Origin of the sequence: Halococcus salsus, from assembly GCF_009900715.1 — an archaeon.
Classification (GTDB): domain Archaea; phylum Halobacteriota; class Halobacteria; order Halobacteriales; family Halococcaceae; genus Halococcus; species Halococcus salsus.
In genome coordinates this window covers 14,305-26,959 of sequence record NZ_JAAAJC010000010.1, presented here as the reverse complement: position 1 = coordinate 26,959, position 12,655 = coordinate 14,305, and the positions used below count along the sequence as shown (strand labels likewise).

9 protein-coding genes and 2 pseudogenes are annotated in these 12,655 nt (G+C 56.1%); 8 read left to right on the top strand and 3 right to left on the bottom strand.

The annotated features are described in order from the left end of the window. Positions 1-102 precede the first annotated feature (102 nt). A complete protein-coding gene (locus tag GT355_RS15760) occupies positions 103-2,052 on the bottom strand; it encodes a dolichyl-phosphate-mannose--protein mannosyltransferase (RefSeq protein WP_160135507.1) in 1,950 nt (649 codons plus the stop codon). A 109-nt stretch (positions 2,053-2,161) separates the two neighbouring features. Between GT355_RS15760 and GT355_RS15755 the strand changes: the two are divergent. Continuing rightward, positions 2,162-2,842 (top strand): annotated as a pseudogene (locus GT355_RS15755) (RNA-guided endonuclease InsQ/TnpB family protein); the annotation flags it as partial. Positions 2,843-2,853: 11 nt separating this feature from the next. Here the strand turns inward: GT355_RS15755 and GT355_RS15750 are convergent. Next, a complete protein-coding gene (locus GT355_RS15750; RefSeq protein ID WP_160135506.1) occupies positions 2,854-3,873 on the bottom strand; it encodes a lysylphosphatidylglycerol synthase transmembrane domain-containing protein in 1,020 nt (339 codons plus the stop codon). Positions 3,874-4,233: 360 nt separating this feature from the next. On the opposite strand from GT355_RS15750, the gene GT355_RS15745 reads away from it, so the two are divergent. The 6 genes from GT355_RS15745 (at position 4,234) to GT355_RS15720 (ending at position 10,735) form a co-directional block, all read left to right on the top strand. Continuing rightward, a complete protein-coding gene (locus GT355_RS15745; RefSeq protein ID WP_160135505.1) occupies positions 4,234-5,769 on the top strand; it encodes a lamin tail domain-containing protein in 1,536 nt (511 codons plus the stop codon). Next, entirely contained in the window at positions 5,766-6,047 is a 282-nt protein-coding gene (locus tag GT355_RS15740; protein WP_160135504.1) for a DUF3006 domain-containing protein, read from the top strand. Before GT355_RS15745 ends, GT355_RS15740 begins: the two co-directional genes overlap by 4 nt. Positions 6,048-6,613: 566 nt before the next feature. Then, complete coding sequence (locus GT355_RS15735) at positions 6,614-7,801, top strand: UxaA family hydrolase (RefSeq protein ID WP_160135503.1); 1,188 nt, start codon at positions 6,614-6,616, stop codon at positions 7,799-7,801. Next, positions 7,798-8,121 carry a UxaA family hydrolase gene (locus GT355_RS15730; RefSeq protein WP_160135502.1) on the top strand — a complete coding sequence of 108 codons (324 nt, stop codon included), beginning with the start codon at positions 7,798-7,800 and terminating at the stop codon, positions 8,119-8,121. The genes GT355_RS15735 and GT355_RS15730 overlap by 4 nt, the downstream gene beginning before the upstream one ends. Beyond that, positions 8,118-9,269, top strand: coding sequence for a UxaA family hydrolase (locus GT355_RS15725; RefSeq protein ID WP_205250459.1), 1,152 nt, complete (start codon positions 8,118-8,120; stop codon positions 9,267-9,269). Before GT355_RS15730 ends, GT355_RS15725 begins: the two co-directional genes overlap by 4 nt. Positions 9,270-10,213: 944 nt before the next feature. Then, complete coding sequence (locus tag GT355_RS15720; RefSeq protein WP_160135501.1) at positions 10,214-10,735, top strand: HTH domain-containing protein; 522 nt, start codon at positions 10,214-10,216, stop codon at positions 10,733-10,735. 253 nt (positions 10,736-10,988) lie between these two features. On the opposite strand, the pseudogene GT355_RS18335 reads toward GT355_RS15720, so the two are convergent. Then, positions 10,989-11,069 (bottom strand): annotated as a pseudogene (locus GT355_RS18335) (RNA polymerase subunit sigma-70); the annotation flags it as partial. A gap of 195 nt (positions 11,070-11,264) precedes the next feature. Here GT355_RS18335 and GT355_RS15710 point away from each other — a divergent pair. Then, complete coding sequence (locus GT355_RS15710) at positions 11,265-12,629, top strand: glycoside hydrolase family 68 protein (protein ID WP_160135500.1); 1,365 nt, start codon at positions 11,265-11,267, stop codon at positions 12,627-12,629. Positions 12,630-12,655: the final 26 nt, after the last annotated feature.

Here is a 12,655-nt window from a genome sequence, read left to right as displayed (position 1 = left end):
CATACGAGGTGAACCATTCACTAAGTGAGTCGATGTGAGCAAAAATGCCGAGAATGAACGCGAGTCCAACACCCACCCACAGAAGACATGAATGTCGCACGGTTATTCCCTATCCTCCAATGGAGAGCGGAGAGGGGGTTGTGAGGGGACCACCTGATCATCCACCATACTGGGAGTTTCATTGGAGGTTTGAGTGACCCAGACCGCTGTCCATCCATTTCGGTCTCCCGTTCGAAACGAAAGGTTCTCCGGAACGCTCGAAACGGTCTTCTTTCGTACGAGCCGGATCTGGGTGGACGATGTCTCGTCATGCAACTTGAGCCACGCCTCGATCGAATAGGGTTGAAGGGGTGTTATCGAGTGTACGCGAGAGTAGGCACGCTGTTGGTTGTTGAACTCATTCGGGAAATCCGCAACGTATGTGAACGGTTCATTAGGTGTGTTTTCGAGACTGGTCTGTAGTCCGGAAAGAGACTGACGATTGAGTTCACCGGCTGCTTGCCACCCATTCTGAGCATGGAGGGCGGGCGAAGCGGCAATCAATGGAAATAACAATAGAAGAATACTGGCGATACGTACTGTATCGCTATTGAGCACTTCAGAACGAGTGAGACGATTCTTGTCCACGTTTACCTGTTTAGCAGTGTCCCATATTCGTCGCAGAGCTGGCACCAAGAGTATCGAAAGAAGGGCCATTGCAGGGACAATAGCGAAATAGCCGTTTCGAATGCCAAATCCATACTCCATCGGCTTGCTCGTAACGAACCCTTGAGTAGCCAGTCCGGCAACAGGGATGATAACCCAGCAGCCAAAAAATATCAGCTGCATCCGTTTCGTTCTGCTAACTGATCCCTTTCGTACAAGAATTGTTGTAACAATCACGCCAAGACAGCCCCCCACGAATAATATCCCGATCGCGTAGCTCACGATGGTTCCTGAAGCACCGGCGGATAGCGCTGGGCTGAACGACTTTTGAATAAGTAGGATTGGGATTGTCGAGAATCCAATGATGCTCATGATCGGCGAAAGGGTTCGCATTCCTCGGAGATGTTTGCGTTGAGAAGAACTTCGTCTATGATATTCCTGTATACCAGTTCGACCGATTATAACGAAGAATACTACGAGAAAGACCACCAAGAACGGGTTCTCCAAAAGGGTCGTCGTTTGCTCTTCAATGAAATAGAGCGGATAGGTGAGCCAGAGACTATACTTGATGACAAAGAAGAAAACGTCTATCAGGTGGCGCATGAGAAGCTGAAATGTAACTGCCTGGGCTTCGCCATCGTATCCTCCAAGGCCACCTAATACGGAGGTGCGGAGTGCAACGTATGGCACAGAAACTACAACGAACAGTCCCGTTGTTTTTGCGAGTTCTTGGATAGTCAGACGGGGTCTCTCAACGCCTACTTGAAGGGTGACCCACACGGTAACCAGTCCTACCACCATAAGGGCGGTTTCTTTCGATCCGAGCGCACAGAGATACATGAGAAGTGCCCCGCCGAGGAGCCAGTGAGCTTTCCGCTTCCAGCGTATCTCACCGGACTCTTCAACCACACGATACCACTTGACAAACAGTGTGATCGAAGCCAGGGCGAAAATGGTTAGAAGGATGTCTTGCCGCCGTGCAGTAACGGGGACGACCTCAGTGGTAACTGGGTGGAGAGCAAATAAAACGGCTGTCAGGGAACCAACCTTGGGACGGCTGGTGAGGGTGGTGACCATTACTGCAACTAATATTGCTGCAACTGCATGGAGGAGTAAATTCGTAAGATGATAGCCGAACGGGTTGAGTCCCCAGATCGCATAGTCGGCTGCGTATGAGAGGCTAGAAACCGGTCGGTAGAAGAGCGCCCCAGTCACGAAATCTGAACCGCCCATTAGCGGCTGTGTAAATATATCGACGAGCTCACTCAGATTCGTTACCCGGCTCGTTTGAATTAGCGGCAACGTATCGCTTGCTACAAACCAGTTCTGGAGTATTTTAGAATGTGCAAAAATAGCCAACAGAAAAATAGGAAGGATTTGTCGACCATGTTTTGACCACGAAGACATCGATAAGATGCGTTTCTGGCCAGGATATAAGAGGAAACCGAATTTCGGTAGCCCGTTCAAAAACTGCAGTCTTTAGCTGAATTGTAGGGCGCTAATCCCTCTCCCTCAGCGAGCGCCGCCTGAACCACCGACCGAGCCGGAAGATGTGGTCGGTATCGACGTGCAATTCTGAAGTACGCTCACGACACCGACGGCGTGGCGGTCGAATCGCCCGACCTGTCGGACAAACGTGAACAGCGCTCTCTCACGGAAGCAATATGGTTCCGCCAACTACGAATGTCAGCGGTGACGGGTGGCCAAGTGTCACGCCGACCTGGAACGGAAGCGCCGCGACTTGCTCCACAAGCTGTCGAATTACTACGCCACCGAGTACGACCTCGTGGCGGTCGAAGACCTGAACGTCCGCGGGATGCTTGAAAGCCCGTCGAACGGTCGGAATGCCGTGTCAGCGGCATGGCGAACGTTCCTCTCCATGCTCGAATACAAGTGCGAGCGCGAAGGCACGCACGTCGCGACGATCAAACCGTCGGGAGCGACCAAGGAGTGCGCCGCTTGTGGAGTCTCGACAGACAAACCGTTGTGGGTACGCGAACATTCCTGTCCCTCGTGCGGTTTCACGGCGGACAGGGACGTGAACGCGGCAAAGAACATCCTTTCTCGCGGCCTCAAACGCATAGGAGTGGTCTACTCCGAATCAACGCCTGGGGATACTACCGTATCTGCAAAGCGCGTCATAGAGGCAGGAATCCGCGCCCTCAAGGAGCGAACAGTGTCAATCGTGAGCGAGTAGGACGCGGTAGTTCACTGGTCAGCAAGTACGGCAGCGACCCCTCCACCGACCATCGTTGGCAAAACGTAGGTCGCCCCGCGATGAACAAGAACAGCGGCAGTGACGGCGGCTATCGTAACACCATTTGTCGTTCCAACAACGAGTGCGCCCAAAACCGCCGCAACACCGCCGAGACCACCTGGAAGGGGCGTGATGCTTGCCATTGCACCTGCCGGAATGGCGACCAGTACTACAGCAAGCGGGACAGTATAGCCTATCGCGTAAAGTGATAGCCACAACGATGTTGACAGGCCTATCCATCCGATCGTCGAAAACACCAAAGCGAGTGCCAGCTTTTGGGGATTGGTCGCCACCCGCTCAACGGCGGTGAAAAATCCCTCAATTCGAGCTTCAAGCGACTCGGATTCGGGTGCTGTAACTCGGGGGAATGCACTGGCGATCCGTTGGACGAGTGGCGTGATCGTAGCCACAGCCCCGTGTTCGATTCGGTAGCGGTAGCGCCATCCGAGGACAACGGCGGCTACGAGGACTACTGCGAATAGGCCGACCGCGGCAGCGGCGAGCGTGAGATCCGTTCCAAAGGTAAGTTTCGTAGCGAAATAGCTCAATCCAATCAGTGCGAGCCCTATCGACGGTACAAAATTCAGCGCGTCAACGCTCGCTATCGCCGCCAAACCCGTCTCGTACTCTTGGTCTGAGGCACGGGAGATGAGCAACGCACTCACGGGCTCACCGCCAGCTTGTCCGAACGGCGTGACGTTATTAGCGAAGGTTGCGCTGGCGAATACCAAAACAGCTGTCGAAATCGGAATGGGGGCGTCGAGCGCCTCCAAAACGGTTCGGAGCGAGAGTCCCCATGCTGTGAGCCAGCACGCCGCGACTCCGACAATAACGACAAGGATTCCGGGTTGACTCATGGCAAGCGCATTATAGATGTCTTGTGGGCCAATGACCCAGATCGCGATGGCGAACGCAAGCCCGGCACCGAGGAATCCGAGTGCCGTCGTTCGAAACCGTCTGCTCTCGACCATACTCTCCGACCGCTTAACGAGAGTATGTACTTTGTGTATTGTGCTCAAGAGCAGTGGGATGGATGAGTCGGAAAATCCCTCACATAGATTGCGACTCGCGGAGCGAAAGCTATCGAGATTCAGCGCATCGATTGCTCAACCACCGTTGGGCGAATGGATTTACTCTACAGCGGGTTTGCAAACACCCAATGTATACTTGTTGAAGCAATCTCAAAAACAAATCAGAGTTTTCCTTGCCCAACAGGAACTGCGAAGCAAGGACATACCATCGCTTCCATTGGTTCAGTAATATATTCACAAAGAATGAATTAACGACTCCACTACCGATAGATTTACCCAGCGTAGCTGACAAGCTATCCCATGGATCGACACACGGTGGGCGTTGCTCTCGTAGCGATACTTCTCGTATTTGCAGGGTGTGCTTCGGATGCTGGCTCTCAAACTCAAATAGGAGTCAACAGTGGCTCTGACGGCGGTGACAATCAGACGACCACAACACCTCCCTCACCATATAGCGAGGATTCATCAGCCACTGAAACGCGCTCGGAATCGTCTTCTTCAACGTCCGACGGAACATTTGAAGTCCACTCGATCAATGTCGACCAAGGTGATTCGACGCTTATCATTAGTCCTACCAACCAGACAATGCTCATCGACACGGGCGATTACAGCGACAACGGCGAGATCGTCCTCGAGTATCTAAAAAATCATAATATCACCCGTATCGATTACCTCGTTTCCACGCACGCCGATGCCGACCATATCGGTGGGAACGCGGAGATCATCGAATACTACGAATCACAGGCCGAGGGTATTGGAGCCGTCTATGATCCTGGTATTGCCTCTAGTTCAGGAACCTACCAAGACTACCTTGATGCCGTCGAGAAGCACAACGTCACGCTCTATGAGACTCACGCTGGCGACAATATCCCCCTCAAGGGAGTCCAAACACAGGTCTTGAGTCCACCTGAGCAGTACATCGACAACCGAGATCGCAACGAGAATAGCATTGTCCTCCGATTTACCTTCGGTCAGACGAGTTTCGTGCTGCCGGGCGATATCGAGGAAACTGGCGAAAGCCGCCTCGCGAGTGAATACGGGAGCCACCTCAACTCGACCATCTTGAAAGCCGCCCACCACGGCAGTGCTGGGAGTAGTACCGAGCCGTTCCTCAATGCGGTCTCGCCAACTGTCACGCTCATTTCGAGCGCGTACGATTCACAGTATGGCCACCCAGCTCCGGAAACCCTCCAACGGCTCGCTGACCAGAATATCGAGGCTTACTGGACCGCTACTCACGGGAATATCGTTCTCACAAGCGATGGTTCCACTATCGATATCGCCACACAACAAAAAGCACCCACCGAGCCGACGGCTGTTCGCGACGGCAATCCTATCGAACCCGGCTCCGACAAACCAGTGACTCACCGTGCGACCATCCAAGTTGGAAGTAGTACGACAGAGACAGTCTCAGAGACCGCGACGGATTCAACACGGGATACGCCGACATCTACAGACCCATCGACATCAACCATTACAAGCGATGGGGGAACCGATACCGGTAGCGCACTTGCAGTGAGGACGGTCCATGCCGATGCGGAGGGCGACGAATCCGAGAATCTCAACGACGAATACATCGTATTCGAGAATACCGGTTCGACGTCGCTCAATATATCCGGGTGGACCATCGAAGACAGGAGCTCGCATTCGTATACTGTGCCATCCGGAACGACCATCGATGCTGGCGAGACGCTGACTCTCCACACGGGGGAGGGACGTGATACCGATTCAGACCTCTATTGGGGGTCTGGGAGAGCCATCTGGAATAATGGGGGCGATACAATCATGGTTACGAACGACGAAGGCCAAGAAATGCTCAGCGAGGACTACTCATGAAGACCGAGGAGTATCGAGGTGTGTTGGACCGTTTTGAGGGCGACCAGGCAGTCGTCCTCCTGGAACGTAATGGGAGTACGATTGACGATATCGTGATCTCTCGAAAGCAGCTTCCCGAGGACGGAAATCATGTAGATGCGATCTTTGTGGTCGAAATCGAAGGCGACCGACTCAAGCATATCACTTACCTACCCGACGAAACTGCTACCCGCTCAAAACAGGCCCAAGACCGCTTCAGAGATCTCTCGGAACGGCCACCGGACGAGAACGAAGGGTGACCTTCCACAGGTCATCAAGATACTTTCCCAATCGTCCACAGCGATGCCCCACCCCGACGGTCAGTCTATCATTTCATCTTAGGTTCACCCAGAGTCGGGATCCCTTTCGAGCTCAAATACAACTCAAACTCGGATCGATCGGACTATAGCTAGTATGAACTCAACCCTCCTTTCAACCGCTTCCAGTAGCCACTGTGAGGCTCACTTGAGCGGGTTCGACCCCGATCCGTTACTAACTGATGTCCAGCATTAGAATTCGACACAGCAGCTGTACAAGCCCGATCCGCGCCGATGTCGAGGATCACCCGAACAACGTCAACCCAGGAATCGAGCCACCCCTTAAGCTGCTCGGGGTGTGGCACAGCCGTGCCCGATCCGGTGAAAAGTGCTCCCGCTACCGAATCGTCGGGGTCAGCGTACCGCTTTCACCTGTTCTCCCGGCAAGTCCCCGTACCCGCTATTGCCGGCCCGAGGCGGGATCGAATGCGCAATTGTGGCACGTGATTAGCGAAGACCCCGCCCGAAAGGATGAATACGTATCCATCATGTATCGTCAATCGTAATAGATGAACCTCGAATTCAATGGGTACCGGCGGTCAAACGGGACGGTTGGGGTACGGAACCTCGTCGCTGTAATCCCGGTTTCCGTGGCGGCGAGTGCCGTCGCGAAGCGGGTGGCCGACGATGGAGGACCAAACGTCCGCGCAACGCCACACCAGATGGGAGCAAGCCAGGCGGCGCCTGCTCGCGAACAGACCGAACGGGTGCTTGCCGGGATCGGCCGGAACCCGAACGTCGCCGCGGCGGTACTGGTCGAGCTCGGAACCGAAGAGACTGACACAGAGGGGATTGCCGACCGGATCGCAGAAACCGGTAAGCCGGCACGGACGCTCTCGATCCGCGAATCAGGCGGGGTGAGCGCGACCGTCGATGCCGGGGCAGCGGCAGTCGAAGATCTCCGAACGGTCGCCGCGGCGGCGCGGCGTGAGTCGGCGGATGTTGACGAACTCGTTTTCGGCGTCGAGTGTGGCGGCAGCGACGCAACTAGTGGCATCGCGGCGAATCCCGCCGTCGGGAACGCCTGCGACCGGCTCGTCGAGGCAGGCGGCACTGCCAGTTTCAGCGAAACGCCAGAGTTCATCGGTGCCGAACACATCCTCGCCGAGCGCTGCGTCAACGACGACATTCGAGAACGCCTCCTTGAGCGGGTCGAACGTCGCGAATCGCTTGCGGACCTAATGGGCGTCGACATGCGCGGCGCACAGCCCTCGCCAGGCAACCAGGAGGGCGGGCTGACAACAATCGAAGAAAAAAGCCTCGGGGCGATCGCGAAGGGCGGGACGACGCCGGTTCGCGGAATTGTCGACTACGGTGAGCCGCTCCCGGTCGGCGGCGGTCTCGTCCTGATGGACACACCCGGCTACGACGTCGAGAGTGTCGTCGGGAAGATCGCCGGCGGCGCACAGGTAATCGCCTTCACCACGGGCCGCGGATCGACGACCGGCAACCCGATTGCGCCGGTGATCAAGGTCACCGGGAATCCCGCGACCTACAGCCGGATGGCCAACAACATGGATGTCAACGCGAGCACGATTCTCGACGGCGAACCGCTCGAATCTGTCGGCGAACGGGTCTTCGAGACGGTACTCGACGTCGCCAACGGGGCAGTCACCGAGGCGGAGCGCCGCGGCATGGAGGAGTTCGCGATCAACGAGATTCAGCCAAACGAGATCGCCGCCGGGGGTTCCGTATGAAAGGCACTGTCGTCGACGGTGTTGCACTGGTGATGGCCGCGGGCGATACGGTCGCGACCGCGCTCGGCGATCTTGATGCCGGCCAGACGATCGAGCGCCCGGACGGACCAATGATCGAGCTCGTCGACGATGTCCCGTTCGGCCACAAGCTCGCGGTTGCCGCGATAAACGAAGCAGGTGCGGTTCGCAAGTACGGGGAGGTGATCGGCACCGCTGAAACCCGGATCGAACCGGGGACATGGGTGCATACACATAACTGTCGGAGTGCCCGCGGACGGGGTGACCTGACGGCGGATATTCGGGACGGTGAGCACCCATGAGAGCGAACGTACCCTCGACGGAAATCGAGGAGCGCCGGCGCGGGGACGAGCGGGTCGCGGTCCGGAACCGTGTGCTCGTCTTGCCTTCGGTCATCTGCTCGCACGTCGTCGCTGACGAGATCGCAGATCGTGTCGATCAGGCGGTGAGCGCCCCGCATGACCACGGCTGTGCACAGATCGGGGCAGACAACGCACAGACCAAACGCACGTTCGTCAGCGTCGGCCGGAATCCGAATATCGCAGGAACCGTAGTTGTCGGTCTCGGCTGTGAGGCCGTTCAGAGCGACGAGGTGGTCGCGGAGCTCGCCGAGTACGACATCCCGGTTCGCGAGACGATCATCCAGGAGGCCGGTGGAACCGACGAGTGTATCGCCGAGGGGATCGCCCAGGCCGACGACCTCGCCGGCGAGAGCGAGCACGGTCGGCCAACCGTTGAGCTCGGCGACCTGACGGTCGGGGTCGTCGCGAGTGACTGCGACAGGTCGACCCGCAAGACTGTCGACCCGCTGATGGGGAGGCTCGTCGATGAGGTTACCGAAGCCGGTGGCCGCGTTGTTGTCGCGGGAACCGAGCGGTTCGTCCCGCATGCCGACGAGATCCGTGGCCGCTTCGCCGACGCCCACGCTGAGAGGACCTTCGAGGCGTTGCTTGACCGCCACGAACGCCAGTCGGCGCGAGCCCCGCCGATTCGACGGGCAGCAAGCGAGGCGGGCGCGGCGAGCGCGACCGACCTTCTCGGGGACCAGCCGATTGCGGACGTGCTTCAGTACGGCGAGCGGGCAACCTGCGACGGGGCGGTCACGCTCGTCGATGCGCCTTCGCAGGTCGAGGAGGCCGCGACGGCACTCGCCGCTGCCGGGGCACACCTCATCGTGCACGCGACGAGCGAGGGCGTGCCGACCGGTCATCCGGTCGTGCCGATTCTCAAGATCACCGGCGACTCTCGAACCGCCGCCGTACTCGGCTCCGATATCGACCTCGACGCGTCGGCGCCAGACATCGACCTGCAGGAGGCGGTCGGGGGGGGTCGCGAACGGCGAGCGCACCTGCGCAGAGCGCCACGGGCTGACCGAGTTCGCGATTACGCGAGTCGGGCCCTCGATGTAGCGCTATCGGCGCCGACCGGCTCGCCCATAGCGAACGACTAGTGCTGGGGAGGCCCTCGATTATATGGAAGCGCAGACGGAACAGCAGAGCAAAGCGAAGCTTCGGGGAGCGGTGAGGTGTGGCACATCAACTATTCCTTATCGGTACCGGTGGATCGCGCGAAACGTGGTGCCGAGAGTTCCTCCAGCAAAACGTCCCCTTGTTCCCCAGGCGCCTCCAGTCGGGCGAGTTGGGCCCGTCAATCACCTCTGCGGCTGATATACGGTCAGCGCCAAAACGTGTGATGGCTGGGCTGGCAAGCTACTCCATGGCCTCGAGGAGTACCCTATGTTGGTCAGTGAGGCGGTTCACTACCCTGATTTGCTCACACACATGGAGGTTGAACGGACCGAGACGGTGTTCTGTTGCTCGTGAAACCCGCCGTACTCGGAGTTCGCTATCGACCCCAATACATGGGCATTCAGTTCACCATGGAAAACGGCACGACGGTAGCGTATGAAGGGAATCAACGCCAGTGTGTCGGCCTAGGCGGCGACTGAGAGCTATATTGCTAATGAGTTTCCGTTCTGTGACTCTTCATAGCAGTTTCTTCTAGGAAGGGTGTACCACACTCGGGGCACCGCATTAACAATTCGTTGATGTTCCGAGTAGGTCCAGCTTCCGCGTCTTCTGGCATGTGATAGTATTTCACACAGTGCAGGGTACTAATACTCTTCACTTGTTCGATTCTTAGTCGGATTGTTCATGTAGAATTTGGATCGCGGCGATAATTTCGCTCGTTCTGGGTTATATATTCTTCTGAGGTTACAACGTAAACCTCTGGGAAAGAATTTTAACAGTTTACCTGCCAGACTCAACCGAAGATTGAGTGGAAGGTCAACCTATCTTTTCTCCTATCTCGAAATCAAGCACACGATCTGCGAAGGTTTGAATGCCATCTGATTTCATCCACGGACTTAACCGACAGTGACCCACTATTGTATGTATGTCATCGATCGAGTTGACTGAAAGCCAGAAGACGATCCTCCAAGAACTCGTTGACCTCTATCGGGACAGCGAGAACGCAGTCAAAGGTCAAGCCATCGCCGAGCAGATCGACCGTAATGCAGGCACAATCCGAAATCAGATGCAGAGTTTGAAAGCCCTCCAATTGGTCGAGGGCGTTCCTGGACCGAAGGGTGGCTACAAGCCGATGGCGAGCGCTTACAACGCGCTCGACATCGAGGAGATGGATGAGCCTGCCTCCATCCCGCTGAGCCACAATGGTGATCCAATCGACGAACAGGTGATTCAGGAGATCAACCTGATGAGCGTCCACCATCCTGGGAAATGCCGCGCTGAGCTTCGAATGCAGGGGTCAGTTCGGGACTTTCATGAAGGCGACTCAGTTACGGTCGGTCCCACGCCGAAATCGAGGCTTGCGATTACTGGGACGATTGATGGAGTTGTTGGCTCCGACAACAAGCTCATCATCAGAACAGAAACGATGGAAGCACCTGTCAATTAAGACCGAAACACGTCTCTCCAACTATTCGACGAACAATCTCGAATTGTTGACGCCCCTGCTTTTGGATAAAGCGGGTAAGTCACTAACAGACTCTCAGTAACCATGTTCTTTCCGTAGAGCGACGATACAATCCGTCGCCGTTTCGGACGTACCCGGCAACCCGATCGAACCTAGTTTGACACAAACTCACCCCTATAGAACAGAAGGCGTTCGATGGAAACGGTTACGAAGGAGTGGATCCAGCGCATCAAATCCGAGCGGCCTGGTAGCCACCTCGGGTCCAGACGTAAACCGCATCAATAGCGGTGAAGGCGTAGTCCATGTCAGCGAATTGTGAGTGAAATTTGCAAGCAACGAGGCACGGGGAAATCATTCACAAACAGAGAAGATCCAACAACTTGAACTTTTATCAACATCTGACTTTGTAGTCAGTAGTGGACTAACGTTTGACCACTTTTAGAGCGTGACACCAACAATAATGCAAAAATGGCCAATAGATACTTTCGTCTGCCGAGTACACGTGGAGATGATGCCCGAAGAGGATTCCAGCGGACAATTCGGTATGCATCGACGAACAGCGCTGAAAACGTTTGGCGCTCTCGGGGCTGCTGGCGTTGCTGGTGCAACCCTTCCAGGGAGTGCAGCTGGGAAAGGCCGATTCGGTCCTTCGTGGACTCGCGAGCAGGCCGAACAGATCCGACGAACTGACGCCAATACTGCGCCACTTATCGATGAACCTGTCGACAAACTATCCGACAGCCTCTATATTTGGGATACGTGGCCCCTCCGAAACCGTGACGGCTCAATTACGAAGATCAACGGCTACCAGGTGATATTTTCCCTGACAGCGCCCAATGATGTTCCTCCAGGTGCTCGTCACAACCTCGCTCGAATTCGATACTTCTATTCGAAGAACGGACATGACTGGACACTCGGTGGTGAAGCATTTGAAAACCCACTTGGGCACCACCAGTGGGCTGGCTCGGCCATGTACGACCAGACCGAAGACCAGCTATATCTGTTCTACACAGCCGTCAGTGACGGCAATCTCCCGCCAAGGGAACGCTATCGGCAGCGTCTCGCTTTCGCCAAAGGCGCCTCGATGGAAACCTCATCCGAGGGAGTTTCACTCACAGGGAGCTTTGAACACCACAAGATCGCCGAGGCTGACGGCCAGACTTACCAAACGCTCGAACAGTCCGTGGACCAAGGGATCGTCTACGCGTTCCGTGATCCCTGGTATTTCCAGCATCCCGAAACCGGCGAGGACTACGTTGTCTTCGAAGGTAACACTCGAATCGAGGACCCCAGTGCCTACCAAAATGATTGGTACAAGTGGAACGGAAACGTCGGTATTGCTCAGGCAACGAACGAGGAGCTCACTGACTGGGAGCTCCAGGAGCCGCTACTCGAAGCAATAACCACGAACCAGCAACTTGAGCGACCTCATATCGTCGTTAATAGAGGAAACTACTATCTATTCACAATTAGCCACAAGTTCACGTTCGCGCCCGGTCTCACCGGACCGGACGGGCTGTATGGCTTCGTTGCAGACTCGATGGATGGCGACTATCAGCCGCTTAATGATGGTGGTCTCGTCGTCGCAAACCCCACCGAACAACCGTTCCAGACGTACTCTCATCTCGCACTCCCACACGGGGACAACCTCCTCGTAACGAGCTTCCTCAATTTCCAGGACCTCCCCGGAGAATCCCTTGATTCGGTTTCTGAACTCTCGCCCGAAGAGCAGAAGGCGGTCTTCGGCGGGACGCTCGCACCTAGCCTTCGTGTGCAACTGAAGGGGTCGGAGACGCGAATTAGTGCCGAACTACAGGGTGGCCAGTTCCTCCCCTCGGCAGGGAAATCAAAATCCGGAGGAAACGGAAAGAACTAGCAGGAAACCCGCCCACTGGCAAGAAC

Coding starts and splice junctions, on each gene's coding strand:
- GT355_RS15725 (WP_205250459.1), top strand. CDS start 8,118: ATGAGAGCGAACGTACCCTCGACGGAAATCGAGGAGCGCCGGCGCGGG.
- GT355_RS15710 (WP_160135500.1), top strand. CDS start 11,265: ATGCCCGAAGAGGATTCCAGCGGACAATTCGGTATGCATCGACGAACA.
- GT355_RS15730 (WP_160135502.1), top strand. CDS start 7,798: ATGAAAGGCACTGTCGTCGACGGTGTTGCACTGGTGATGGCCGCGGGC.
- GT355_RS15750 (WP_160135506.1), bottom strand. CDS start 3,873: ATGGTCGAGAGCAGACGGTTTCGAACGACGGCACTCGGATTCCTCGGT.
- GT355_RS15740 (WP_160135504.1), top strand. CDS start 5,766: ATGAAGACCGAGGAGTATCGAGGTGTGTTGGACCGTTTTGAGGGCGAC.
- GT355_RS15745 (WP_160135505.1), top strand. CDS start 4,234: ATGGATCGACACACGGTGGGCGTTGCTCTCGTAGCGATACTTCTCGTA.
- GT355_RS15720 (WP_160135501.1), top strand. CDS start 10,214: ATGTCATCGATCGAGTTGACTGAAAGCCAGAAGACGATCCTCCAAGAA.
- GT355_RS15760 (WP_160135507.1), bottom strand. CDS start 2,052: ATGTCTTCGTGGTCAAAACATGGTCGACAAATCCTTCCTATTTTTCTG.
- GT355_RS15735 (WP_160135503.1), top strand. CDS start 6,614: ATGAACCTCGAATTCAATGGGTACCGGCGGTCAAACGGGACGGTTGGG.